The sequence below is a fragment of the Microbacterium sp. BH-3-3-3 genome, assembly GCF_007679045.1.
Classification (GTDB): domain Bacteria; phylum Actinomycetota; class Actinomycetes; order Actinomycetales; family Microbacteriaceae; genus Microbacterium; species Microbacterium algihabitans.
The window spans coordinates 1,023,314-1,048,655 of sequence record NZ_VEFS01000001.1; the positions used below are offsets into that span (position 1 = coordinate 1,023,314).

24 protein-coding genes and 3 tRNA genes are annotated in these 25,342 nt (G+C 70.6%); 10 read left to right on the forward strand and 17 right to left on the reverse strand.

Annotation, left to right across the window (positions count from 1 at the left end; genetic code table 11):
• Positions 1-52 precede the first annotated feature (52 nt).
• The 13 genes from panC to tilS all read right to left on the reverse strand — a co-directional run bounded on the left by panC (position 53) and on the right by tilS (position 11,150).
• Positions 53-907, reverse strand: a complete 855-nt coding sequence (gene panC, locus FS769_RS04785; protein WP_144830052.1) for a pantoate--beta-alanine ligase — start codon at positions 905-907, stop codon at positions 53-55.
• Positions 904-1,626 carry a DUF2520 domain-containing protein gene (locus tag FS769_RS04790; RefSeq protein WP_144830055.1) on the reverse strand — a complete coding sequence of 241 codons (723 nt, stop codon included), beginning with the start codon at positions 1,624-1,626 and terminating at the stop codon, positions 904-906. Before FS769_RS04790 ends, panC begins: the two co-directional genes overlap by 4 nt.
• On the reverse strand, positions 1,623-3,299 hold the full coding sequence (locus tag FS769_RS04795; protein ID WP_222123894.1) for a PH domain-containing protein: 1,677 nt from the start codon (positions 3,297-3,299) through the stop codon (positions 1,623-1,625). The genes FS769_RS04790 and FS769_RS04795 overlap by 4 nt, the downstream gene beginning before the upstream one ends.
• 53 nt (positions 3,300-3,352) lie before the next feature.
• Positions 3,353-3,967, reverse strand: coding sequence for a PH domain-containing protein (locus tag FS769_RS04800; protein WP_144830058.1), 615 nt, complete (start codon positions 3,965-3,967; stop codon positions 3,353-3,355).
• Entirely contained in the window at positions 3,921-4,406 is a 486-nt protein-coding gene (locus FS769_RS04805) for a DUF3180 family protein (RefSeq protein WP_144830060.1), read from the reverse strand. The genes FS769_RS04800 and FS769_RS04805 overlap by 47 nt, the downstream gene beginning before the upstream one ends.
• Positions 4,403-4,930, reverse strand: a complete 528-nt coding sequence (folK, locus tag FS769_RS04810; RefSeq protein ID WP_144830063.1) for a 2-amino-4-hydroxy-6-hydroxymethyldihydropteridine diphosphokinase — start codon at positions 4,928-4,930, stop codon at positions 4,403-4,405. The genes FS769_RS04805 and folK overlap by 4 nt, the downstream gene beginning before the upstream one ends.
• Positions 4,927-5,295 carry a dihydroneopterin aldolase gene (folB, locus tag FS769_RS04815; protein WP_144830066.1) on the reverse strand — a complete coding sequence of 123 codons (369 nt, stop codon included), beginning with the start codon at positions 5,293-5,295 and terminating at the stop codon, positions 4,927-4,929. The genes folK and folB overlap by 4 nt, the downstream gene beginning before the upstream one ends.
• Positions 5,295-6,086, reverse strand: a complete 792-nt coding sequence (gene folP / locus FS769_RS04820; RefSeq protein ID WP_144830069.1) for a dihydropteroate synthase — start codon at positions 6,084-6,086, stop codon at positions 5,295-5,297. The genes folB and folP overlap by 1 nt, the downstream gene beginning before the upstream one ends.
• Positions 6,083-6,670 carry a GTP cyclohydrolase I gene (gene folE / locus FS769_RS04825; RefSeq protein WP_144830072.1) on the reverse strand — a complete coding sequence of 196 codons (588 nt, stop codon included), beginning with the start codon at positions 6,668-6,670 and terminating at the stop codon, positions 6,083-6,085. Before folE ends, folP begins: the two co-directional genes overlap by 4 nt.
• A gap of 6 nt (positions 6,671-6,676) precedes the next feature.
• On the reverse strand, positions 6,677-8,680 hold the full coding sequence (ftsH, locus tag FS769_RS04830) for an ATP-dependent zinc metalloprotease FtsH (RefSeq protein WP_144830075.1): 2,004 nt from the start codon (positions 8,678-8,680) through the stop codon (positions 6,677-6,679).
• A 149-nt stretch (positions 8,681-8,829) separates the two neighbouring features.
• Entirely contained in the window at positions 8,830-9,381 is a 552-nt protein-coding gene (hpt, locus tag FS769_RS04835) for a hypoxanthine phosphoribosyltransferase (protein WP_144830078.1), read from the reverse strand.
• A 49-nt stretch (positions 9,382-9,430) separates the two neighbouring features.
• On the reverse strand, positions 9,431-10,138 hold the full coding sequence (locus FS769_RS04840; RefSeq protein ID WP_144830081.1) for a hypothetical protein: 708 nt from the start codon (positions 10,136-10,138) through the stop codon (positions 9,431-9,433).
• Positions 10,139-10,157: 19 nt separating this feature from the next.
• The gene (tilS, locus tag FS769_RS04845; RefSeq protein ID WP_144830084.1) at positions 10,158-11,150 is read right to left on the reverse strand and encodes a tRNA lysidine(34) synthetase TilS; all 993 of its coding nucleotides are present in this window, start codon (positions 11,148-11,150) and stop codon (positions 10,158-10,160) included.
• Positions 11,151-11,353: 203 nt separating this feature from the next.
• Between tilS and FS769_RS04850 the strand changes: the two genes are divergently transcribed.
• The gene (locus tag FS769_RS04850) at positions 11,354-11,887 is read left to right on the forward strand and encodes an inorganic diphosphatase (protein WP_144830087.1); all 534 of its coding nucleotides are present in this window, start codon (positions 11,354-11,356) and stop codon (positions 11,885-11,887) included.
• A gap of 58 nt (positions 11,888-11,945) precedes the next feature.
• On the opposite strand, the gene FS769_RS04855 is transcribed toward FS769_RS04850, so the two are convergent.
• On the reverse strand, positions 11,946-13,403 hold the full coding sequence (locus FS769_RS04855; RefSeq protein WP_144830090.1) for a M23 family metallopeptidase: 1,458 nt from the start codon (positions 13,401-13,403) through the stop codon (positions 11,946-11,948).
• A gap of 213 nt (positions 13,404-13,616) precedes the next feature.
• On the opposite strand from FS769_RS04855, the gene FS769_RS04860 reads away from it, so the two are divergent.
• The 4 genes from FS769_RS04860 to FS769_RS04875 all read left to right on the forward strand — a co-directional run bounded on the left by FS769_RS04860 (position 13,617) and on the right by FS769_RS04875 (position 16,367).
• Positions 13,617-13,689, forward strand: a tRNA-Glu gene (locus tag FS769_RS04860).
• Positions 13,690-13,719: 30 nt separating this feature from the next.
• A tRNA-Asp gene (locus FS769_RS04865) sits at positions 13,720-13,793 on the forward strand.
• Positions 13,794-13,857: 64 nt separating this feature from the next.
• A tRNA-Phe gene (locus FS769_RS04870) sits at positions 13,858-13,930 on the forward strand.
• A gap of 361 nt (positions 13,931-14,291) precedes the next feature.
• Positions 14,292-16,367, forward strand: coding sequence for an MDR family MFS transporter (locus FS769_RS04875; RefSeq protein ID WP_222123895.1), 2,076 nt, complete (start codon positions 14,292-14,294; stop codon positions 16,365-16,367).
• A gap of 54 nt (positions 16,368-16,421) precedes the next feature.
• On the opposite strand, the gene FS769_RS04880 is transcribed toward FS769_RS04875, so the two are convergent.
• The 3 genes from FS769_RS04880 to FS769_RS04890 form a co-directional block, all read right to left on the reverse strand.
• Positions 16,422-18,008, reverse strand: a complete 1,587-nt coding sequence (locus FS769_RS04880; RefSeq protein ID WP_144830093.1) for an AMP-binding protein — start codon at positions 18,006-18,008, stop codon at positions 16,422-16,424.
• A gap of 78 nt (positions 18,009-18,086) precedes the next feature.
• Entirely contained in the window at positions 18,087-19,280 is a 1,194-nt protein-coding gene (gene chrA / locus FS769_RS04885; protein ID WP_144830096.1) for a chromate efflux transporter, read from the reverse strand.
• A gap of 41 nt (positions 19,281-19,321) precedes the next feature.
• Positions 19,322-20,278 (reverse strand): Gfo/Idh/MocA family protein, encoded by a 957-nt coding sequence (locus FS769_RS04890; RefSeq protein WP_144830099.1) that lies wholly within the window; start codon positions 20,276-20,278, stop codon positions 19,322-19,324.
• A 106-nt stretch (positions 20,279-20,384) separates the two neighbouring features.
• Between FS769_RS04890 and FS769_RS04895 the strand changes: the two genes are divergently transcribed.
• From FS769_RS04895 to FS769_RS04915, 5 genes are all read left to right on the forward strand, one after another.
• The gene (locus FS769_RS04895; protein WP_144830103.1) at positions 20,385-21,539 is read left to right on the forward strand and encodes a polysaccharide deacetylase family protein; all 1,155 of its coding nucleotides are present in this window, start codon (positions 20,385-20,387) and stop codon (positions 21,537-21,539) included.
• Between the two features lie 158 nt (positions 21,540-21,697).
• On the forward strand, positions 21,698-22,825 hold the full coding sequence (locus FS769_RS04900) for a glycosyltransferase family 2 protein (RefSeq protein ID WP_144830106.1): 1,128 nt from the start codon (positions 21,698-21,700) through the stop codon (positions 22,823-22,825).
• Positions 22,826-22,859: 34 nt separating this feature from the next.
• Entirely contained in the window at positions 22,860-23,117 is a 258-nt protein-coding gene (locus FS769_RS04905) for a glutaredoxin domain-containing protein (RefSeq protein WP_103206884.1), read from the forward strand.
• Between the two features lie 10 nt (positions 23,118-23,127).
• Complete coding sequence (locus tag FS769_RS04910; RefSeq protein ID WP_144830109.1) at positions 23,128-24,066, forward strand: hypothetical protein; 939 nt, start codon at positions 23,128-23,130, stop codon at positions 24,064-24,066.
• 37 nt (positions 24,067-24,103) lie between these two features.
• Entirely contained in the window at positions 24,104-25,342 is a 1,239-nt protein-coding gene (locus FS769_RS04915; RefSeq protein WP_144831918.1) for a kynureninase, read from the forward strand.

The window sequence follows — 25,342 nt, forward strand, 5'->3', positions numbered from 1 at the left end:
GCGCTCGAGGGCCCTGTGGCCCACCGACGTCCCGGCGCTGACCGGCCCGAGGTCAGCGCAGCGAGATCTCCGCGTTGTCGATGAAGCGGTGCCCGCCCACGGTCGCGGCGATGAGGGCGAACGCCCGGCCGTGGTGACCGTCGTCGACGGGCAGGAACGTCTCGGGATCCACGACGCTGAGGTACTCGAGCGTGATGCGCGCCTCGCCCATCAGCGACGACTGCGCCGCCGCGATGCACGCGTCGACCCCGAGGTCGGCGTTGGATGCCGCGGCCTCCAAGGCCCGGGGCAGGGCCGCCGCCGCGCGGCGGTCGGCCGGCTCCAGCAGCGCCACACGGCTCGAGACGGGCAGCCCGTCGTCGGTCCGCACGGTCGGCACGGTCGCGACCGACACGGCGAAGTCGAGATCGCGCACCATCTTGCGCACGAGGAAGATCCGCTGCAGATCGCGCTCCCCGTAGACGGCGACGTCGGGCCGCACGAGGTGGAACAGCTTCGCCTCCACCGTGAGCACACCGTCGAAGTAGAACGGACGCACCCGGCCCTCGTAGCGCAGGCCCACGTCGCCCGCCGAGACGCGGGTCGTGGCGATGCCGGCGGGCAGGAACTCGCTCGCGCTCGGGGCGAAGACCACGTCCACACCGAGATCGCGCAGCACGATCTCGTCGGCCTCCGGCGAGCGCGGGTAGCGTGCGGTGTCGTCGGCGGTGCGGAAGCGCAGCGGGTTGACGAACGTCGAGACGACGACGACCTCGGCCTGCGCGCGCGCCTCGCGGATGAGGTCGATGTGGCCGTCGTGCAGGGCGCCCAGAGTCGAGACGAGCGCGACGCGGGGGCCGCTGGAGGATCGGTCTGCGCCTCGGATCTCGCCGAGTCGGGTGCGCAGATCCTCGAGGGTGCGGATCATTCGTCGATCGTAGCGTCGCCGACGAGTCCGCCCCGCCCGGCGCCCTCCACGAGCGCCTGGTCGACGCTGGAGCGCACGAGGGCCGACAGGTATCCGCCGGGGTTCTCGACACCGACGCGCCCGAGGAGCTCCGATGACTGGCGCACGATCGAGCGCGAGAACTCCGTGGCCGTCGCGATCGCCTCCGCGTACGTCGCGCGGTCGTCCTCCGCCACGACGACGGGCTCGCACCCGAGCTCGACGGCCAGGGCCTGGGCGATCGGGAGCACCGGAGCGGGAGCCGTCACCGCGGCGTACGACTGGGCGAGCTGGCGCAGGTCGACCGACGAGACCCCGGTGAAGACGATCGCCGGGTGGATGGCGAGGGGGATCGCGCCGAGGCGCGCAGCCGGATCCAGCACGCGCGAACCGTACGCGGGGTCGGTGTGCAGCACGAGCTGACCGGGCTGCCAGGCACCCATCTCAGCGAGTCCGGCGACGAGGCCCGCGAGCTCGTCGTGCGGAACGGCGATCACCACGAGCTCGCTGCGGCGCACGACCTCGTCGGCTGCCAGCACCGGCAGACCCGGCAGGATCGCTTCGACGCGGTCGTCGTCGGAACCCGAGGTGATCCCCGTGAGCGCGTGCCCGGCACCGGCGAGGGCTGCCGCGATCACCGGGCCGACGCGTCCCGCGCCGATCACCCCGACGCCCAAGCGCCCGTCGCGACCGCCGCTCATCCGGCCCACCGGTGACTGCGATCGGTGGCCGCGGCGGCGACGCCGCCTCGCGCCGCGCGCGCGAACATCTCCAGCGCGTCGGCGCGGTCGATCGCGCCGATCGAGGTCTGCACGTTGCCGGCGATGACGTGTCCGGTCACGGTCGCGGTTCCCGCGGCGCGCGCGATCGGGCCCTGCTGCAGCCCCACGGACTGCAACCGGGCCAGGGGCAGCACGCTCAGCGAGCGCCAGATCCACCCGCGGCGCATCAGCAGGGCATCGGCTGTCACGAGCAGGCCGTTGCGGCGCCACGAGAAGGGCCGCAGCCACCGCGCGCGGCGCGGGGTCGTGACGTAGGGGTCGTTCTCCACCGGACCCAGGATGCCGTCGCGGAAGACGAGTGTCCATTCGTCGTCGGACAGCCCCGGCGCGAAGATCCCCAGCACCCGTTCGACGTCGGCGCGGGTGCCGATCGGCAGCACCGCGGCCAGCTGATCGTTGCTGGTGTCGGTGGACGCGCGGCCCGAGAGGCGGTTGACCGAGACCGACCACCATCCGAAGGGGCGCCACATCAGCGGCTGACGCACCTCGATGGCGTGCACGCGGCCCGGCGGGACGATCTCGGACACCGTGGTGAAGAGCCCGAAGGTGACGCGCACGCCGTCGGGGGTGGGGGCGATCGAGTACCTGAGCCCCCGGGCGATCGAGCGCACGTAGTACGCACCGAAGGCGAGGAACATCGGCACGACCGTGAACAACAGCCACAGCGTCGACACCGACGCGGCCACGATGATCCCGACCACCAGGGCGATGAGCACGAGCGTCGACCCGCTCAGCACGCGAGAGGCCACCAGGCGCCCCAGGGGGATGCGCACGATGCTCTGCGGCTCGGCGTCGGAGAAGTCCTCACCATCGACGATGCCCTGCAACCCGGAGCCGACCGTCGCGGCCGCCTGGCGCACGAGAGACGACCGCTCTCCCCCGGCCTCGCGCGCCTCGGCGAGCCGGCGACCGGACGCGAGGCGGAGGATGTCGCCGCGGATCGCCTCGGCGTCTTTGCCCGAGAGGTACTCGAGCTTCACGTTCGCGTCCAGGCCCGCGCCGACGACCTCGAGCTTGGCGAGCCCCAGCAGACGGGCGAGCATCGGGCGCGTGAGGTTCACGCCCTGCACCCGATCGAGCGGGGCGCGCCGATGCGTGCGGAAGAGGACGCCCGAACGCACCTCGACGTCGTCGTCACCGATGCGCAGGGTGTGAAACCGCCACGACAGGCGGAAGAGCACCAGCAGCACGAGCACCACGGCGAGAGCGACCCCACCCGCGATGAGGATCAGGTTGTGGGAGAACAGGAAGTCGACCGGGTCGGGCGGCATTCCGCCGGGAGGCAGCTCGGTGACCACGGGGAAGAACCACTCGATCAACCGCTCACGGAGGTTGGCGACGAGCACACCGATGATGACGAGCAGTGAAAGACCGCCACGCAACAGCGGGGTCAGCGGATGCAGCCGGTGCCACTCGCCGTCACTGTACGGCGATCGCACGCTGACGCGCGGCACGGCGGGGACCGCGCCCGGCGGACGGGCGTCGGCGCCGGGGGCAGCGGGTGCGGACGGACGGGCGTCGGCGCCTACTGCGGGCGGAGGGGTGCCGGCGGCCGCTGCGGGCGGAAGAGCGGCGGCCTCCGGCGTGCCCATCGGGTTCGGCGACGACGGGCCGCTTGGGGCGCCGGCCGGAGGCGCCGGGTCGCTCACAGGCCGGTCCGACGGGTCTCGGCCACGGCGACGAGGGTGTCGCGCAGGTGCTCGGCCGCCTCCTGCGTCAAGCCGGGGATCGTGACGCCCGTCGAGGCGGCGGCGGTCACGAGCTTGAGCTGCGCGATGCCGAAGCCGCGATCGAGCGGCCCGTGGGTGATGTCGACGAGCTGCATGCGGCCGTAAGGCACGGCCACGACGCGCTGCCACAGGATGCCGCGACGGAAGACCAGGTCGTCGTCGCGCAACTGGTACCCGACCGATCGCGCCTGCCGCGGCGTGATGATCAGCCCGATGGCGGTGACGAGCAGGATCACTCCCGCGGGGATCCACTGCCACATCACTCCGGTGAGCAGCTGCGCGACGAGCGCCGCGGCGGCCACCAGCACGAACACCGCGCCCTGCGAGATGAGTTGGACCCGCACGTAGGCCCGCGCGAGCTGGTACCAGGTGCCGTCGCCCAGCGGCAGCCGTCGCTCCGAACGAGGCTCGAGAATGCGGTCGTAGGTGCGCTCGCTCAGCACGGCACCCTGCGTCACCGCCTCCGGCGGGGGCGCGGGGGCGTCAGATCCCGACGGGGCCGGCGGGGAGGTCTCCGGGGGTGTCGTCATCGTCGTCCTTCCGGATGGTGCACAGCTGCTCGGCCACGAGTCCCGCGACGACCAGGACGACAGCGCACACGAGCGTCGCGATGATCGTCCCCATCGAGCCTACCGATGGCGTCACCGGACGGCTCAGCAGAAAGGCGAGCAGGCCGACCGCGAATCCCGCCGCGGCCGCCCCCAGCAGAGACGACGCTTTGGCGAGCATCGCGATGCGCAGCGCCCGGAACGGGTCGATGCGCCGCTCGCTGCGCCCGCGGCTCGCGCGGAACACCGGCACCGCGAGCACCACGATGACCGCGCCCAGCAGCGCGAGGATCGTGGGCAGGCTCACGGCCGGCGAGAACGTCGCGCGCCCCATGGCCGTCAGCGCGGTGTCGAGGACGAAGCCGCAGACGAGCCCGATGATGACGGCGATGGTCAGGATGCCGGCTCCCGTACGCTTCATCGGTCGCTCCCCCGGAGTCCGGCGAGCAGGTCGGCGACGCGGCCGCGGCCCGGGATCTCGGCATCCGGATCGATCTGCACCCACGGCGCGAGGACGAACTCGCGCTCGTGCGCGCGGGGATGCGGCACGACCAGGTCGTCGCGGTCGATCATCTCGTCTCCGTACGCGATCAGGTCGAGATCGAGGGTGCGATCGCCCCAGCGCTCGCGACGCACGCGACCGTGGCGCGCCTCGATGCGGTGCAGCGACGCCAGCAGCTCGGCGGGCGAGAGACGCGTCTGCAGCACCGCGACCGCGTTGAGGTAGCGGGGCGCGTCCTCGTCCTCGCCGTCGAGGGTCACCGCGACCGTCTCGATCGGGTGCGACACCCGCACGTCCGAGGTGAGGGTCAAGCGCCGCAGCTCGTCGACCGCCGCGGCCAGTGTCTCGGCGCGTTCACCGAGGTTGGCGCCGAGGGCGACCACCGCGGGCACGGGCGTCGAGCGCGGAGCCGCGTCGAGGCCGTGGGCCAGACGCACGTTCACGACCGCCCCCTCGTGATCGTCACCGAGACGTCGCCGAACGGCACCGTGATGGGTGCCTTCGGCTTGTGCACTGTGATCGTGACCGTCTCGACGCGTCGATCGGTCAGCACCTCGTCGGCGAGGCGCTGCGCGAGCGTCTCGATGAGGTCGACGGGCTCCCCCTCGACGACGGCGACGAGGCGTTCGGCGAGCTCGCCGTAGTGGACGGTGTCGACCACGTCGTCGGTCTCGGCCGCACGTCGCAGCGGCAGGTGCAGAACGGCGTCGACGACGAACTCCTGTCCGTCGCGCTTCTCGTCGGGATACACACCGTGGAAGCCCACGGCGCGCACCCCCGTCAGCGTGATGCGGTCAACGGCATCCATCAAGCCTCCCAAGCGCGGGCGACGGCGAGCGCGTCGCGGGTGGTCGGTACGTCGTGCACGCGCACGGCCCAGGCGCCGTCGCGCGCCGCCAGGACGCTCGTCGTGGCGGTGGCCAGATCGCGGCGCGCGAGATCGGCGTCGTCGCCGAGCGCGTCGCCGAGGAATCGCTTCCGACTCGTGCCGACGAGCACGCGGTACCCCGACGAGACGAGGTGCGGCAGCGCGCGCAGCGTCTGCCAGTTCTGCGCTCCGCGCTTGCCGAAGCCGATGCCCGGGTCGACGACGATGCGTGCCGGATCGATGCCGGCTGCGCGCGCCGCCTCGACCCGCTCGGCCAGCTCGGCGGCCACCTCTCGACCGACGTCGGCGTAGTCCGCCCGCGCGTACATCTCGGTCGATGGGCCGCGCCAGTGCCCCAGGGCGATCTCGGCGTCGGTTCCGGCGACGGCGGAGAGCATCTCGGGGTCGGCGAGTCCGCCCGAGACGTCGTTGATCAGCCGCGCACCCGCCCGCGCCGCGGCGACGGCCGTCGAGGCGTTCATCGTGTCGATGCTGACCCACGCGCCCTCGGCGGCCAGGGCCTCCACGACCGGGAGCACGCGCTGCTGCTCGACCCGCGGGGCCACGCGCGATGCCCCGGGGCGCGTCGACTCGCCGCCGATGTCGAGGAGATCGGCGCCCTGGTCGCGCAGGCTCCGCGCGTGGGCGATCGCGACGTCGGGGTCGATGTAGCGGCCGCCGTCGCTGAAGGAGTCGGGGGTGACGTTGACGATCCCCATGATGAGGGTCACGCGCGCGCCCCGATCAGAGCGACCAGCTCGGATCGGGCGGCGGGGTCGGTGTACACGCCGCGCGCGGCGATCGTGACGGTCGAGGCGTCGAGTTGGCGCCCTCCCCGCATGGTCACGCACTCGTGCGTCGCGTCGAGCACCACGAGCACGCCACGCGCGTCGAGGGCCGAGTCGATGGCATCCGCCACCTGCTCCCCCAGGCGCTCCTGCACCTGCGGACGGGCGGCCAGGACGTCGATGACCCGGGGCAGAGCCCCCAGACCCACGACCTCTTCGCCCGGCAGGTAGGCGACGTGCGCGCGACCGCGGAAAGGGAGCAGATGGTGCTCGCACATCGACCGGAAGGCGATGTCGCGCAGCATCACGGCTCCCGAGGGCAGCGTGTCGGGTGCGGGTCCGCGCGACACCGAGATGGTGTGCTGCAAGGGCTCCCCGGCATCCTGGTTCACGCCGGAGAAGAACTCCGCCCAGGAGTCGGCGACACGCGTCGGGGTCTGGCGAAGGCCGGGGCGATCGGGGTCTTCCCCGATCGCCTCCAGCAACTCACGCACCAGAGCGGCGACGCGCTCTCGATCGACGGCCACGGCGCCTCAGGCGGTTGCCGGGCGCGTCTGTCCGCTGGGACGGTGCTGCGCCTGGGCCGTCGCCTGCGACTCCGCTTCGGCGGATGCCGCGATGCCGGCAGGAGCCTGGCGACGGGGGACCTCGACCGGAGGCTGGTTCGAGACCGGACGATCGCCCGACGACAGCCACTGCGGGCGCGGCGTCAGACGCTTGACGTCCTTGAAGATCTCGGCGAGCTCGAGGTGGTCGAGGGTCTCTTTCTCGAGCAGTTCGAGAGCCAGACGGTCGAGCACCTCGCGGTTGGCGTTGATGACCTCGTAGGCCTCGTTGTGCGCCTGCTCGATGAGAGCGCGCACCTGCGCGTCGACGCGCTCGGCGATGCGCTCCGAGAAGTCGCGACCGTGTCCCATGTCGCGGCCCATGAACACCTCGCCCGACGACGAGCCGAGCTTGACGGGGCCGACCTCGTTGGTCATGCCGTACTCGGTGACCATCTTGCGGGCGATGTTGGTGGCCTTCTCGATGTCGTTCGACGCGCCTGTGGTGGGGTCGTGGAACACGATCTCCTCGGCGACTCGGCCGCCCATCGCGTAGGTCAGCTGGTCCTGCAGCTCGTTGCGGGTGATCGAGTACTTGTCGTCGAGCGGCAGCACCATCGTGTAGCCCAGCGCCTTGCCGCGCGGGAGGATCGTGACCTTGGTGACGGGGTCGGTGTGGTTCATGGCCGCCGCAGCCAGGGCGTGGCCGCCCTCGTGGTAGGCGGTGATGAGCTTCTCTTTGTCCTTCATCACGCGCGTGCGGCGCTGGGGACCGGCGATCACGCGGTCGATGGCCTCGTCGAGGGCGCGGTTGTCGATGAGCTGCGCGTTCGAGCGGGCGGTCAGCAGCGCCGCCTCGTTCAGCACGTTCGCCAGGTCGGCACCGGTGAACCCGGGCGTCTTGCGCGCGACGACCTCGAGGTCGACCGAGTCCGACAGCGGCTTGCCGCGACCGTGCACCTCGAGGATGCGCTGACGCCCCTTGAGGTCGGGCGCGTCCACGCCGATCTGGCGGTCGAAGCGGCCCGGGCGCAGGAGCGCGGGGTCGAGGATGTCGGGGCGGTTGGTGGCCGCGATCACGATGACGTTGACCTTGGGGTCGAAGCCGTCCATCTCGACGAGCATCTGGTTCAGCGTCTGCTCGCGCTCGTCGTGACCGCCGCCCATGCCCGCGCCGCGGTGGCGGCCGACGGCGTCGATCTCGTCGATGAAGATGATGGCCGGGGAGCTCTCCTTGGCCTGGTTGAACAGGTCGCGCACACGGCTGGCGCCAACGCCGACGAACATCTCGACGAAGTCCGAACCCGAGATCGAGTAGAACGGCACGCCCGCCTCGCCGGCGACGGCGCGCGCGAGCAGGGTCTTACCGGTTCCGGGAGGGCCGTACAGCAGCACGCCCTTGGGAATGCGCGCACCGACCTCTTCGAACTTCTTCGGGTCCTTGAGGAACTCTTTGATCTCGTCGAGCTCTTCGATCGCCTCGTCGGAGCCAGCGACGTCTTGGAAGGTGACGGTCGGCGTCTCCTTCGTCACGAGCTTCGCGCGCGACTTGCCGAACTGCATGACCTTGCTGCCGCCGCCCTGGGCGCTCGAGAGCAGCCACCAGAAGAGCAGACCGAGCAGCACGAGCGGGAGCATCAGCCCGAGGAAGCCGTCGAACCAGCTGGGCTTGGGCACGACGTCGTTGAAGCCGTCGGAGGGGTTCGCCGTGTCGATCGCGCTGGCGACCTCGCTGGCGCGCGCCTGGCTGAAGTAGAACTGCACGTCGTTCGCGCCCTCGAAGGGCGTCGACAGCGTCAGATCGACACGCTGGTCGGGATCGTTCGTCACCGCCTGGGTCACGGTGCCGCCCTTGAGGAGCTCCAGGCCCTCCTTGGTCGACACCTGACGGGCGCCGCTGAGGTTGGAGATGAGCGAGAAACCGATGACCAGAAGCAGACCGACCAGCAGAACGTAGACGATCGGATTACGCGTGATCTTCTTGAAATTCATGGTGGGCGAGCCCAGCCCTTTCGTGTGCTCCGCAGAAAAGCGGTCGCATCAGGCTAACGCGCGAGGACTATGCCGGGCCTGTGCGTTCGTCGTGGGCGTACGCCGAATGCTCGACGTCGGTGTTCGACCGACCTCGGCAGCGCCCGATCTCAGGAGTAGACGTGCGGCGCGAGCACCGCGACGTCGCGCAGGTTGCGGTAGCGCTCGGCGTAGTCGAGGCCGTAGCCGATGACGAAGTCGTTGGGGATGTCGAAGCCCACGTAGCGGCAGTCGACCTCGACCTTCATCGCCTCGGGCTTGCGCAGGAGGGCGAGCACCTCGACCGACTCGGCTCCGCGCGAGGCGAAGTTCTCGAGCAGCCAGCTGAGGGTCAGACCGGAGTCGATGATGTCTTCGACGATCAGCACGTGCTTGCCGGTGATGTCGATGTCGAGGTCTTTGCGAATCTGCACGACACCGCTCGAGCGGGTTGAGGCGCCGTACGACGAGACGGCCATCCAGTCCATCGACACGTGCATCGGCAGGTGACGGGCGAAGTCGGCCATGACCATGACCGCACCCTTCAGCACGCCTACGAGGACGACGTCGCGTTCCTCGTAGTCGGCGGCCACCTGCGTCGCCAGTTCGGCGAGCTTTCCGTGGATCTGCTCCTCGGTGAGGAGGACTTCGCTGATGTCGTCGGAGATGTCGGCCGCGCGCATTGGGAAAGTCTACGTCGGCGAATTCGCCATCGCCGCCCGGGCGACCCCCTCACACCTTCGGGGAGGGGACGTAGAAGGCGGTGACGCTCGCCGACAGGCGGTGCTCGGTCAGGTCCGGCCCGATCCGCGCACGGAAGCCGTCGTCGACGGGACCGACCTCGACGAGGAAGTCGTCCCGGACCTCCGCGGTCACACCCGTGCCGCCGCAGGTGACGGAGGGGCGCGGCTCGATCGTGGTGATCACGACGAGGCACACGTTCGTCGTCCCGGCCTGATGGCCGATGTACAGAAGGGTGTTCTCCACGTTCGCGATGAAACGGACCGAATCGGGCTCGAGTCCCGCGCTCAGGTCCTGCCCGCTGATCGTCGAGAAGATCACGTCTTCCGACGCCTGGGCCCACTCCAGTTCCGGGATGCCGCCGTCTCCCGGCCGCGGAGTGAAGAGACCGCCCGCGGCGGCGCCGGCAACGAAGATCGCGACCGCGCCGACGAAGAGGGCGACGAGCGATCGTCGGCGCCGCGGCTTCACGGCCGGGCTCTCCGGTGCCTCCTCCTCCCGCGCGGCGGATGGTTCCGCGAGCGGAGGGGACGGTACCTCGTCGGAAACGGGCTCCGTTGCGCTCGCGACCTCCTGGTCCTCCAACTCCTGGAGGCGGCGAATCGTCGCGGGAGGAATCGCCTCGAGCGACGGCGCACCGTAGACGCGTTCCCGAAGCTGCGCCAGCTCCTCGGCCTCGCGGTACGACGGCACGCTCACACTCCGACCGTCGGCGGGGTCACGCCCGCGCGACCAGTTCGATGCGGGCGCCGACCCGGCGGGCCAGGCAGCGCGGTAGGTCGATCGGCCCCTGCCCGCGCCAGTCGGTCGCGAGCCGGGCGACCTCGAGGGTCTGGGTGCGCGAGAGCGAGACCCCGAATTCGCTGTCGGCCACGTAGCGGATGATCCGGTGGCGCAGCGCTGCGGGGTTCGCAGCGAGGGCCGCCACCGAGATCGAGATCCCGGCCTCGGCGTGCTCGACGATGTCTTCGATCGTCTCGTCGATCATCTCCTGGAACGCTTCGGCGTCTTCGCGCAGTTGCTCGGCGGTGCGCGCGAGCGCCTCGGCCACTCCGGGGCCGAGCTCGGCCTCGAGCACCGGGAGCACGTGCTCCCGCACCCGCACCCGCGAGAACGTCGGATCAGCGTTGTGCGGGTCGGTCCACGGCTCGAGGCCCTCCGCGGCGCACGCGGCGACGGTCGTACGGCGGCGCACCCCCAGCAGCGGGCGCACCCAGGTGGGTCCGGTCTCGTCGCGGCGCCGGGGAGCCATCCCCGCCAGGCTCGCCGTGCCGGATCCGCGGGCGAGTCCGAGCAGCACCGTCTCGGCCTGATCGTCGAGCGTGTGGCCGAGCAGCACGGCATCCGCCCCGATCTCCTCCGCGGCCCGCGCGAGCCCGGCGTAGCGCGCGGCACGCGCGTCGGCCTCGGGGCCCTCCGCCGGCACGACCTCGACCCGCACGACCCGGGCGTCGAGCCCGAAGGATCGGGCAGCGTCGGCGGCGCGCCGGGCCACGGCATCCGACCCCTCCTGCAAACCATGGTCGATCACCACCGCCTCGGCCCGGACCCCCCGGCGCGGAGCTTCGAAGGCGGTCGCGAGCGCCAGGGCGAGCGAATCGGGTCCGCCCGACAGAGCGACGACGACGGCTCCCTCGATCTCGTCGAGGGCCGTGCGCACGGCACGGCGCACCTCGGCGACGGACGGGTCGAGGCCGGGGCGGTGATCCATGTCTCCACGCTATCGCCGGGCCGTGGCGGCGCCGCCTGCTCCGCCCGTGACATGACGCAGGAGTTCCCGGCGGTGGCGCGCCGACGCCGCGTCTCGTCAGCCCTCGTCGACCGCGAACTCCTGCGGTCTGGTTGCGCGTGGGTGTCGCGCGCCCGCCCGACTAGGCTGGGCCGCGGAAATCCACAGATCTAAGGAGCACGAGTATGGGCGCTTTCGACGCCGTCATCGAGATCCCCCGCGGAAGCCGCGTGAAGTACGAAGTCGACCACGGCACCGGCCGCGTCTACCTCGACCGCATCCTGTACACGGTGTTCGGCTACCCGGCCAACTACGGCTTCTTCGAGAACACCCTCGGCGAAGACGGCGACCCGCTCGACGTGCTGGTGCTGCTCGACCGCGACCTGCACCCCGGCATCCTCGCCAAGGTGCGCCCCGTGGGCGTGCTGAAGATGAGCGACGAGGCCGGCGGCGACGACAAGGTCGTGGCCGTGCTCGCCAAGGACCCGCGGTGGGACCACATCCAGGACGTCGACGACATCGACGAGTGGACCAAGAAGGAGATCTCGCACTTCTTCGAGCACTACAAGGACCTCGAGCCCAACAAGTGGGTCAAGGTCGACGAGTGGGCGGATGCCGCGGAGGCCGAGCGTCTCGTGGCCGAGGCCTTCACGCGCTTCGACGAGCACGACGCTCAGACCAAGACGCAGGGTTCGGGCGAGGCTCCGAACACCCTCTGATCTTCTGCAGACGAGAAAACCCCCGGTCCTGCGACCGGGGGTTTTCTCGTGGGCTCGGTCAGACCGAGACGCCCCGATCGCGAAGCCAGGGCGCGGGATCGGTGGTTCCACCCCACGGCGGATAGACCTCGAAGTGAAGGTGGCAGCCGAAGGAGTTGCCGGTCTGTCCGGTCGCGGCGATCTGCTCGCCCGCTCCCACGCGCTGACCGTACGAGACGTAGATGCCGCCGTCGACGATGTGTCCGTATCCCGTGCCCGAGCCGTCGTCGTGCTGGATGCGGATGTAGTTGCCGAACCCGCCGTAGCGGCCGGCGTAGGTGACGCGACCGGCTGCGGCCGCGTAGATGGGCGACCAGCAGCTGGCGCCGAAGTCGAGACCGAGGTGCCAGGTGCTCGCGCAGTAGCTGGCGCTGCACTGGCCGGTGCGCGGGCCGTAGCCCGACGACGTGTATGCGGAAGACGGGCGAGCCCAGCCCGACCCGACGACGCTTCCGCCGCCGCCACCGCCACCGCTGCTGCTTCCGCCGCCACCGCCGCCGCTGCTGCTTCCGCCCCCGCCGCCACCGCCGCTGTTGTTCGCGGCGTTCTGGCGGTCGCGCTCTTCCTGCTCGCGGCGTTCGCGGTCGCGGCGCTCGGCCTCTTCGCGGGCCTGACGCTCGCGCTCCTCGCGGGCCTTGCGTTCTGCTTCGACGCCGGCCTGGTAGTCGGCGATCGTCTTGGCCGTGGTGTCCTGCAGGGCCGCGAGCTGCGCTTCGAGCGTGACCTGGTTGGCCTGCTGCGCGGCCAGGGCCTCCTGCGCGGCCTGAGCGGCCTGCTGCGCGGCGACCATCTTGTCTTCGGCGATCTTCTGCAGGCGGTCGCGCTCGGCACGGGCGTCGTTGGCCTGATTGCTCAGCTGCTGCGCGTTGTCGCGGGCCGTCACGGCGGCGGCGTACACCGAGCGGTTGCGCTCGAGGAGCTTGTCCATCGTGCCGAGCTTGGCGAGCAGGTCGTCGGCCGTGGCCGCCGAGCCCGAGAAGAACAGGTCGAGCGAGGTGTCGTCTCCGCCCGAGCGGTACAGCTGCGCGGCGACCTTGCCGGCCTTGGTCGCGGCATCCGTCGCCTTCGCGGCTTCGGCGTCGGCCTGGGTCTGGATCAGCTGCGCGCGGTAGTCGGCGTCGAGGTAGGCCTGCTGCGCGGTGAAGTACTCGTCGGAGCGTGCCTGCACCTCGGCCTGGGTGCGCGCGACCTCGGACTGCAGCCCCGCGATGAGGCCCTGGATGCGGGCGATTTCACCCGCCTTGGCGGATTCATTGGCTTTGGCAGCCTGGACGTCGTCCCACGAGGGGTAGTCGGCGGCGACCGCGGGAGAGCTGAAGCCGGATGCCGCGGCGCCGAACGCACCGACGGCGACGGCCCCCATCACGCCGAACTTCAGCGCGCCACGGCGGTCGAACGTCGGCCACAACCGTCGCTTCTCGGCCGGACTGGGCGCGCAGCCGCAGTCGTCTGTTTCGTCGAGGTGCTCGAGCGTCACGGGAATACCTCATCTCACCGGTCGCAACTCGGCCAACAGTAGCAACACGAGTCACACGTACAACAGGGCGAGTTCCCGCTGCCACGGCCCATCCTGGGCCCTCGACACGCGCGGGAGCCGCACGCCACGCCCCGAATTGGCAATCTCCGAAGATGTGAAGTAGGCTCGGTCGTCGGCAAGCGAGGATGAAATCGCAAGGTTTCAGGCTCATCCGGCCCCATCGTTTAGCGGCCTAGGACGCCGCCCTTTCACGGCGGTAGCACGGGTTCGAATCCCGTTGGGGTCACTTTCCGGTGAAGTACAATTTAAAACGCATGGCCCTGTAGCGCAGTTGGTTAGCGTGCCGCCCTGTCACGGCGGAGGTCGCGGGTTCAAGTCCCGTCAGGGTCGCTCCACAGCGACGGGCCTTCTTTCGAGGAGGCCTTTCGTTTAGGAAGCGGCAGACATGTCGCTCGGCTCTGTAGCTCAGTTGGTAGAGCGCACGACTGAAAATCGTGAGGTCACGGGATCGACGCCCGTCGGAGCCACAGGGTGATCATTACAGTCACCTTAGAAACCCTCGTCTAGCTTCTACATGGCGGGGGTTTCGTCTTTTCCCCGGCGAGGATCCCTCACCGCACCCCGCTGCCCTCAGAACAAGACGCGCGTCGAGAACAGGCCGTTCTCCGCGACATCGCCCTGTCCCCGTGGCATCCCCCTGTTCTCGTGACCGGCGGAGGCGCCGCGCCGCGCCGAACACCGCGACGAACGCCCGCATAGCTTCCCCACAGCCGCGGGTGGTTACGGACGCCTCCGGACAGCGCTACTATTTGTTGACTTTTAGCAAACACCTGGCGCCCGACTGAGCCACCCGAGCCGTCCGCCAGGCCTTCTCTCGAAGAGGCCCCGATGTCAGACATCACTCAAACCAGACGCGCCCGTGCGGCCTCGCCCACCACCGGGGCGACCGACACGGTCATGACACACCGCATGATCATGTTCGTGATCTTCGGCCTCATGGCCGGCATGTTCCTCTCCGCCCTCGACCAGACGGTCGTCGGCACCTCGATCCGCACGATCGGCGACGACCTGCAGGGCCTGAGCCTTCAGGCCTGGGTCACGACGGCCTACCTGATCGTGTCGACCATCTCGACGCCGATCTACGGCAAGCTCTCCGACATCTTCGGTCGGCGCCCGCTCTTCCTCATCGCCATCCTCATCTTCATCATCGGTTCGGTGCTCGCGAGCTTCTCGACCTCGATGGTCGAGCTCGCCGCGTTCCGCGCCATCCAGGGCCTCGGCGCCGGTGGACTGATGTCGATGCCGCTCGCGATCATGGGCGACATCCTCGCCCCGCGCGAACGCGCGAAGTACCAGGGCTACTTCCTGGCCGTCTTCGGCATCTCGAGCGTCATCGGCCCGCTCGTCGGCGGTCTGTTCGCCGGCGCCAGCCAGATCCTGTTCATCACCGGATGGCGCTGGGTCTTCCTCATCAACGTGCCGATCGGCATCGTCGCGCTCGCGATCGTCTGGCGCTTCCTGCACATCCCGAAGCAGCCGCGGCACTCCGTGCGCATCGACTGGTGGGGCGCCACGACCGTGATCGTCGCGCTCGTCCCGCTGCTGCTCGTGGCCGAGCAGGGCCGTGAGTGGGGCTGGGGCTCGCCGATCGCGATCGCCTGCTACGTCATCGGCGCCCTCGGCATCCTGGCCTTCGTCATCGCCGAGACCGCGATGAAGGACGACGCGCTCATCCCGCTGAAGCTGTTCCGGTCGCCGACCTTCTCGATGGCGACCATCATCGGCGTGCTCGTGGGCTTCGGCATGTTCGGCGCGATGCTGACCCTGCCGCTGTACCTGCAGCTCGTGCTCGGCTCCTCGCCGACGCAGAGCGGTTTCGAGATGCTGCCGATGATTCTCGGCCTCATGATCGCCTCGATCGCGAGCGGTCAGATCATCGCCCGCACCGGGCGGTACCGCATGTTCCCGATCCTGGGCACGGCGTTGATGTCGATCGGCTTCTTCCTTCTGACGTTCCTGAAGTACGACAGCCCCTACTGGCACGTCGCCGTCGCGATGCTCGTGATCGGCCTGGGTCTGGGTCAGCTCATGCAGACGCTGACCATCGCCAGCCAGAACTCGGTGGGCCTGCGCGACATGGGCGTGGCCACGAGCGGCTCGACCTTCTTCCGCCAGATCGGTGGAACGCTGGGCACCGCGGTGCTGCTGTCGCTGCTGTTCACGCTGATGCCCTCGAACATCATCGGATCGTTCTCCGACCGCGGCACCCTGACCGACGCGCTCGACGCGGCGTTCGACCCCACCGTGTCGTCGGCGCCCGCGAACGAGAAGATCATGTCGTCGATCTACGCCCCCATCGTCGCGCAGACCACCCAGGCCGTGACGCAGCAGGCACAGCAGGGTGTGCAGCAGGCGACGGATGCCGCGACTCAGGCCGTCGCCGCGCAGGTCGCCGCCGGCCAGATCCCCGCGGCCGCTCAGGCGCAGGCGACGCAGGCCGCCGTGGCCCAGGCCGTGCAGGCCGCCGCCACGCAGATCCAGCAGCAGGTGCCCGTCGCACGGGTCGCCGCCGACGGCACGGTCAGCCTCGACTTCTCGAACGCGACGGATCGCGCCGCCTTCGTCGACACCGTGGCGACCACCCTCGAAGACCGCTTCACCTCGGGCGACGAGAACACCTCGATCGGCGGGTCGACCCTCGACGACACCTCGTTCCTGGTGGGCGCGGATGCACGGCTGACGAAGCCGTTCCTCGTCGGGTTCAACAACTCCGCCACCACGGTCTACTGGACCGCGATGGGCGTGGTGCTGCTCGCCTTCGTGCTGTCGCTGTTCTTCCGCACGCCGCCGCTGCGGGCGAAGTCGGCGCTGCAGGAGGCCGCCGACGAGCGCCGAGGCAAGAAGGAAGAGGACGAGCGTGCCGAAGAGGCCGCCGCCCAGTCCGGTGCGTTGATCGCACCGTAGTCCGCACCCACGAAGGGCGGGGCCGTCGCACGACGCCCCGCCCTTCGTCGTGTGTCAGGCCGCGGCCTCGCGCGCGCGGAGGTCCTTCCGCAGGATCTTGCCCGAGGTCGACTTGGGGATCGCGTCGATGAACTCGACCCGGCGCACCTTCTTGTGCGGAGCGACGTTCTCGGCGACGAAGGCCATCACGTCCTCCGCCGTCAGGCCGGCATCCGGAGCCGCCACCACGAAGGCCTTGGGGATCTCTTCGCCCTCGTCGTCGCGCACGCCGATGACCGCGGCATCCTGGACCTTCGGATGCGCGAGCAGCAGGGCTTCGAGCTCCGCCGGGGCGATCTGATACCCGTGGTACTTGATGAGCTCCTTGAGCCGGTCGACGATCGTGAAGTACCCGTCGACGTGGTGCACGCCGATGTCGCCGGTGTGCAGGAAGCCGTCGGCGTCGAGCGTCTCGGCCGTCGCGTCGGGGCGGTTCAGGTAACCGAGCATGACGTTCGGCCCGCGCACCCAGATCTCGCCCGGCGCGGTGAGACCGTCGTCGCCGTGCTCCTCGAGCTCGGCTCCGGTCTCGGGGTCGACGAGCTTCGCGTCGCAGTTGGGGATGAGCACGCCGACCGAGCTGACCGGCATGTCGGAGTTCCCCGGGATCGCGTGCGAGACGGGGCTGAGCTCGCTCATGCCGTAGCCCTGGTAGAACCGCGCGCCGATGCGTCGCCCGGCGGTCTCGGCCGTCTCCCCGTCGAGGGGCGCGGCCCCCGAGAACACGCTGTGCACGCTCGAGAGGTCGAACTGTTCGACGGCCGGGTGCTTGGCGAGCGCCACCGCGATCGGCGGGGCGATGAAGAGGAAGGTGCAGCGGCGCTCCTGGATCGTCGTGAGGAAGTCGGTCAGGTCGAAGCGCGGCATCGTGACCAGGGCGGCGCGCTGGCGCAGCGCGAGGTTGAGCAGCACGGTCATGCCGTAGATGTGGAAGAACGGCAGAACCGCGAGCACCCGGTCGTCGCGGGCGATCTCGATCACGACCCGGCACTGCGCCACGTTGGCGACGAGGTTGCGGTGCGAGAGCATCACTCCCTTGGGGACGCCCGTCGTCCCCGACGAATAGGGCAGCACCGCGGTGTGGGTGGCGGGGTCGAACCGCACCTCCGGGGGCGTGCGCCCCTCGGCGAGCAGCGAGCGCAGGTCGAGGTGTCCGTCGGCTCCGTCGAGCACGATGAGCTGATCGTCCGGGATGCCGACGGCGCGGGCCGCCTCGCGCGCCTGGGGCAGCAGCGGCGAGACGGTGACGAGCCACGTGGCCCGCGCGTCGCGGAGCTGGGTCTCGATCTCGCGCTCGGTGTAGAGGGAGTTGATCGTGGTGATGACCGACCCGGCGCGCAGGATGCCGTGGAACACGGTGGCGAAGGCGGGGACGTTCGGGCACAGCATCGCCACGACCGTCTCGGTGTCGGCCCCCCGGTGCGCGAGGGCGCCGGCGAAGGCGTCGATCTGCTGCCGCAGCGTGCCGTAGGTGGTCTCGGCCCCCGACGTCGGGTCGATCAGCGCGACGCGAGCCAGATCGCCGTCGTCGAGGGAGGCGAAGAGGTAGTCGTAGATGCTCTGGTCGGGGATCTCGACGCTCGGATGGGGGCTGTGGAACACGGTTCTCTCCCTCGAGGATGCTCGCCGCGGCGCTGCGGTGTGCTCATCCTGGCATCGATCCCGACGTGTCGGGCCGACTCAGAGGAAGGCCAGAATTACTCCCCCGGCCGCGCCCACGATGACCACGGCCCATGCCGGGGCACGGAACGCGGTCAGCAGCACGAAGCCCACCGCCGCGAGCAGGAACGGGCCCGGACCGGTCACCGCGGTCGTGAAGACCGGGGCGTAGAGGGCGGCGGCCAGGATGCCGACGACGGCCGCGTTCGCGCCGCGCATCGCCGCGCGTACCCGCGGCCTCTCGCGCACGGCGTCCCAGAAGGGCAGGACTCCGACCAGCACGAGGAATCCAGGTGCGAAGATCGCGGCGAGCGCGAGGGCGGCACCCGCGACGCCTCCGGGGCCGACGTTCGAGATCGACCCGAGGTAGGCCGCGAAGGTGAACAGCGGACCCGGCACGGCCTGCGCGGCGCCGTAGCCGGTGAGGAAATCGCCCGATGACACCCATCCGGTCTCGACGACGCCCGCCTGCAGCAGCGGCAGCACGACGTGACCTCCGCCGAACACGAGCGCCCCGGCGCGATAGAAGGCGTCGACCAACTGCGCGGTGCCCGCCCCCGTCGTCGTCGCCGCGAGGGGGAGAGCGATCAGGAGCGCGGCGTAGGCGGCGAGACACGCGATCGCCACGGCCCTCGGCACCCCGAACGACGGCAGCCGCGGCCCCTCGGCCTCGGGCACCCCGCGCACCAGCAGCAGCCCGCCCACGATGCCGACGGCGAGGGCCCCGAGCTGCCCCGGCGCCGCGGGCAGCAGCAGCGCGAGGGCGAGCCCGACCACCGCGATACCCGCCCGCCGGGCGTCGGGGGTGAGGGTGCGCGCCATCCCCCACACGGCGTGCGCCACGACGGCCACCGCGATGATCTCGAGGCCCGACAGCACTCCGTCGCCGATCGGTCCCCCCACCAGCGCCGCCCCGCCGGCGAACAGCACCAGCAGCATCGCGGAGGGAAGGGTGAAGGCGAGGAACGCGGCGAGCGCGCCGAGGATGCCCGCGCGCTGCAGCCCCATGGCGAAGCCGACCTGGCTCGAAGCCGGCCCGGGCAAGAACTGGCACAGCGCGACGAGGTCGGCGTAGGCGCGATCGTCCATCCATCGGCGCCGCACGACGAGGTCGTCGCGGAAGTAGCCGAGGTGCGCGACGGGCCCCCCGAACGACGACACTCCGAGGCGCAGGAACGCCCGGAACACCTCTCCCACCCGGCCGTCTCGCGTCATCCGCCGATTCTCTTCCTCTGGGGGAAACGGGAGGTGAATCCTCAGACCAACGGAACAGCGAGGATCTGGTCGATGGCCCGCAGCGTGAGCCCGGTGAGCTCCTGATCGCGGGCGATGTCCACGCCGCCGATTGCGTCGCGGAAGCGCTCGATCTCTCCGACCATCGGGTTGTCGGGGGCCTCGACGCGGACGACCTCTGCCGCGCCCCCGCGCGGAGTGAGGGTCAGCAGTCGAGGGGCCTCGATCGCATCGATCGCGAGCGAGCCGTCTTCGCCCTGGATCTCGCTGAACAGGGAGGTGTCGGTGATCTTCGACCACGCGACGTCGGCGAGAAAGCCGTCGTAGGCGGCGAGCGCCGAACCGAGGCCGTCGGTCGCGGAGGCGATGCCGACGCGTGCGCCCTGCAGCGCGCGCGGCGCACCGAACAGCCGCACCAGCACGTGCAACGGATAGACCCCGAGGTCGCGCAGCGCACTGCCGCCCAGCGCGGGGTCGAAGATGTTCGTCTGCTCCCCCGCGAGCACGTGGTCGTACCGCGCCGAACGCTTCTCGTACCGGAACGAGACGCGTCGCAGTCGTCCGAGCCGGGGCACGAGCCGCTCCACTTCCGCCAGCCCGGGGTCGTAGGCGCTGCGCATGGCCTCGAGCAGCACGACGCCCCGCTCGCGTGCGTGCGCGACCGCCGCATCCCACTCGTCCGCGGTCAGGACCGCGGGCTTCTCGACGAGGGCCGGGATGCCGGCATCCGTCGCTGCGCGCACCTGCTCCGCGTGCACCGCGTTCGGGCTCGCGAGATACACGGCGTCGACGTCGGGGGCCGCGAGGAGGGCGTCGAGTCCCTCGGCGGTGCCGGGCGCCCCCACGTGATCGGCGAACTCCCGCGCCCGCGCCGCGTCACGAGAGGCGACGCGCGACACCTCGACCCCGTCGACGACACCCACCGCGCGGGCGAACTGCTCGGAGATGGAACTCGTGCCGACGATGCCGATGCGGATCATTCCTTCATCCTCCCGCGGCGGGTGCGCGCGGATCGAATCGCGTATCCGAGCGTTCGCGCCATCTCACTATGCTCTCGCCGATTCGCCCACCCGATCCCGAGGCCCCATGCACAGCACCCGAGTCGCGCAGCGCCGCCGCACATCGCGCGCCGTCCGTCGACGCCGCTCCGTCGTCGCCGCCGTCCTGTCCGTCGTCCTGATCGCCACCGGTGTGACGGCCCTCGCGGTCACCCGCGGCGCCGCTCGCCCGGAGGCAGGCTCCTCGCCCACCGCGGAGAATTCCACCCCGGCTGGGACGCCCACGCAGACTCCGCTCACGCCGGCGGAGCAGCTCTTGGCGACCGCCACCGATCCGAACGCCTGCGCCGTGTCGTTCGAGGGCGATTCGCTCGCGCTCGCCCCGCAGCTGCAGATCATCGGCGCACGGTACGAGGCACTTCCCCTTCCCGCACAGCCCGGGCGCGTGTTCGCCGGCTGGTACGCCGACGCGGGCGCGGCGAGCACCCTCTCGCTCACGGAGCGCATCAACGGAGCCGACCTCGTCTCGTGCACCGATCGCCGGCGCACCCTGCACGCCGGGTGGACCACCCCCGAGGCCAACGCGGCCGAGCAGACGCAGCTGCCGATCCTGATGTACCACCAGTTCACGCAGAAGCCCGGGGGCGAAGACGGCTGGCTCCGCCTGAATTACGCCGACATCGGCGACTTCGACGCGCAGATGGCCTACGTGCAGGACGGTGGGTTCTATCTACCGACGTGGGACGAGGTGAGCGCCTTCATCGACGGACGCCTCTTCCTGCCCAAGCGATCCGTCGTGGTCACCGACGACGACGCCGACAGCTCGTGGCTCGATCTCGCCGCCCCCATCGTCGCCGCGCGCGGGGTGCTCACGACCTCGTTCGTCATCACCTCCGCCCGCACCGCGCCCGCGCCCAACCCGTTCGTCCTGCAGCGCTCGCACACGCACGACATGCATCGAGCCGGGGCGAACGGCCGGGGGCGGATGGTGAACGACGACGCCGCCACGATCGCGGCAGATCTCGACCAATCGGCGCAGATCCTGGGGGCGAAGGAGGTCGTCGCCTACCCCTACGGCCACTACGACGACACGACGAAAGAAGGAGTGCGACAGGCCGGGTTCGACCTGGGCCGCACGATCGAGCACGGCTACGTGCGCATCGGCACCGACAAGCTGGCCCTCCCCGTCATCCGCGTCAACTACGGCATGACGGTCGACGACCTGCGTGCGAGCATCGGGTGACGACGCCGCGTTTTCGCCGTCTCACGGGCGGTTTCTCATGGATCACTGGGGTGAACATCCGCTACCTCCCAGGGAACTCCGCCACAATCCCAGATTGAGCACGCGTCGGCCGGTCTACGCTGTGTATTTCTGGCTTACCGACGAAAACGCGAGCACCCATGGATCTATCCGTCATCGTTCCGACCTTCAATGAAGGCCCGAACGTCGCAGAGCTGGTCCGGCGCACCACGCAGGCACTGCTCGGCCGCACGGTCGAGGTCATCTTCGTCGACGACTCCACCGACGACACCCCCGACATCATCCGGGCCGTGGCCGCGGCATCCGAGATCCCCGTTCGCCTCATCCACCGCGACGACCCCGTGGGCGGTCTCGGCGGGGCCGTCGTCGAAGGCATCCGCGCCGCGGAGGCCGACCGGTGCGTCGTCATGGACGGCGACCTGCAGCACCCGCCCGAGGTCATCGCCGAGCTGCTCGCCCGCGCCGAAGAGGGCGACGCCGACGTCGTCGTGGCCTCGCGATACATCGCCGGTGGCACCTCCGACGGTCTGGCCAACGCTGTGCGCACCACGGTGTCGCGCGCATCGACCTTGCTGACCAAGGCGATGTTCCCCAAGAAGCTGCACAACTGCTCCGACCCGATGACGGGCTTCTTCCTCGTCGACCGTCGCTCGCTCGACATGGACACCCTGCAGCCCCGCGGATTCAAGATCCTGCTCGAGATCCTCGCCCGCAAGCAGATGCGCGTGGCCGAGGTGCCGTTCTCGTTCGCTCCGCGCTTCGCCGGTGAGTCCAAGGCGTCGTTCAGCCAGGGCATGCGCTTCCTCACGCAGCTGACCATGCTGCGCTTCGGCCGCATGTCGGCCTTCGCGCTCGTCGGCGGTCTCGGCGCCCTCGCGAACCTGGCGATCATGTGGGCGCTGCAGGCCGTGGGTGTGCAGTACCTCATCGCCGCCGTCATCGCGAGCATCGTGACGATCGTGGCCAACTTCCTCGCCCTCGAGTACCTCGTCTTCGCCGACATGCGCGCGGAGTCGGGTCTCATGCGGCATCGCTTCGTCAAGTCGTTCACGTTCAACGGCGTCGAGGCCATCGTGCGCATCCCGGTGATCTGGGTGCTCGTGAGCCAGGCGCACTTCCAGAGCGTCGTGGCGGCCGCGCTGACCCTCGTCGCCGCGTTCGTCGTGCGCTTCGTGTTCCACGCCCTCGTGGTCTACGCGCCGAAGAAGAGCCGCGTCAGCAAGGTCGTCCACGCCATCGAGCCCCTCGAAGACGAAGTCACGGCCTGACGCCCGGCTGCCGGGGGCGGCGTACGCTGGAGACATGTCCTCCGACGCACCCATCCGTATGTTCGGCGCCGACTGGTGCCGCGATTGCATCCGTACGAAGAAGCAGCTCGACGAGCTCGGCATCGACTACGAGTACATCGACCTCGTGGCCGACCCCTCGGCCGCCGACGTCGCCAAGGAGATCTCGGGTCGCACCAGCATTCCCGTGGTCGTCTACCCCGACTCCAGCCACCACGTCGAGCCCTCGAACGCCGACGTCGAGTCGAAGCTGCGCGAGCTCTCGCTGATCTGATCGGGTCGGCGTGACCCTCTCCGCCGCGTGGCCGGTGCGCCGCGCGCTCACTGCAGAGCTCGGCACGGCGTTGCCCGCGTTCGTCGATCATCACGTGCACCTGCACCTGATCGACGGCGCGGGCCTGCCTTCCCGCGGGATCGCCGCGGTCGTCGACCTCGGCGGCGATCCGATGGCCCTCGCCCGACGAGCCTCCGGTCTGCCGCGAGTGTCGTTCGCCGGAGCCTTCCTGACCGCACCCGGCGGATACCCCTCGGGCAGGTCGTGGGCCCCGGCGCCCGTCGTGCGCACGATTACCGACGCGTCTCGGCATCCGGGAGTCGAGGGCGGAGCCCGCACCGCCGTGGATGAGCAGGCGGATGCCGGGGCCTCGGTCATCAAGATCGCGTTGCACGCCGACGCGGGGCCGGTCGTGTCGGACGAGGAGCTCGCGTCCATCGTGGCGTCGGCGCGGGAGCGTGGTCTGCCGACCGTCGCGCACGCCCAGGGTCACGGGCAGGTCGACCGGGCGATCGCGGCCGGAGTCGACGCCCTGGCCCACACACCGTTCGACGAACCCGTGACCCGCCGGCAGATCTCGCGCGCGGTGTCGGGGGGACAGGCGTGGATCTCGACGCTCGACATCCACAAGGGCGCCGACCGCGCGCGGGCGATCACGAACCTCCGAGCCTTCGCCGCGCGCGGAGGGCGCGTGCTCTACGGCACCGACCTCGGCAACGGCTCACTGCCCGTCGGCCTGAACCGCCGGGAGCTGCTCGGCCTGCACGAGGCCGGGGTGCGGGGGGACGCGCTCATCGCCGCGCTGACCGAGCCGTGGCCGGCGGTCCGATCCGACGACGCGGTGTCGACGTTCATCGCGGGTCCCGCCCCCACCGACCCCGACGACGTGCCGACGTGGCTCAGCCGCGGAACCGTCGTCCCCACCGAGGAGCTCACCCGTGTCGACTGACCCCACCCCCGACTTCGGTTCCGTCGACGGCCTCGAGGTGCCCCACCGCTCGCTCCGCAGCGACGCGACACGTGCCGACGCGGCCGATCCCCTCGCCGCCCACCGCGACGCCTTCGTGGGAGCCGAGACCTCGCTGGTCTACTTCGACGGCAACTCGCTGGGCCGACCGCCGCGGGCCGCGGCCGCGCGCCTCTCCCGCTTCGTGTCCGAGGAGTGGGGCGGTCGTCTCATCCGCGGGTGGGACGAGTCGTGGATGGACCTCCCCTTCGCCATCGGCGACCGCATCGGGCGGGTCGCCCTGGGCGCGGCATCCGGTCAGACCGTGATCGGCGACTCGACCACGGTGCTGTTGTACAAGCTGCTGCGTGCGGCGCTCGACTTTCAGATGGCCGCCGATCCCGAGCGGGTCGAGATCGTCGTGGGTCGAGACGACTTCCCCACCGATCGCTACCTCGTCGAGGGCATCGCCGCCGAGCGCGGTGCGCGTCTCGTGTGGGTCGACGTCGACACCGCGCGGGGAGTGGATGCCGATCTGCTCGAAGCAGCCGTGAGCCGACGGACCGCGGTGGTGCTGCTCAGTCACGTGTCGTACCGCTCGGGCTTCCTCGCCGACGGGACCGAGCTCACCGCGATCGCGCATCGCGCCGGGGCCCTCGTGCTGTGGGACCTGTGCCACTCCGCCGGCTCGGTTCCGGTCGAGCTCGACGCGTGGGGCGCCGATCTCGCCGTGGGCTGCACCTACAAGTACCTCAACGGCGGGCCCGGCTCCCCCGCGTTCGCATACGTCGCCGAACGTCATCAGGGGACCCTCGTCCAGCCGGTGCAGGGGTGGATGGGCGCGGCCGACGTGTTCTCGATGGGCCCGGTGTACCGGCCCGCCGACGGCATGCGCCGCTTCTTGTCGGGCACTCCCCCGGTGCTCGCGATGATCGCGATGCAGGACACCCTCGACCTGCTCGAGGAGGCCGGGATCACCGCCGTGCGCGAGAAGTCGATCGCGCTGACGGAGTTCGCCCTCCGCGCGAGCGATGCGCTGCTGACCCCGCTCGGTGTGCGGCTCGCCTCGCCTCGCGATCCCGCGGAGCGCGGCGGCCACGTCACGCTGTCACACCCCGCCATGCGCGCGGTGACGGCACGCCTGTGGCGACAGGACGTCATCCCCGACTACCGCGACCCGCATGGCCTGCGGATCGGCTTGTCACCGCTGTCGACGAGCTTCGCCGAGACCCTCACCGGCCTCGAGGCGGTCGCCGCCGCCGTCCGCGCCGAGAGCTGA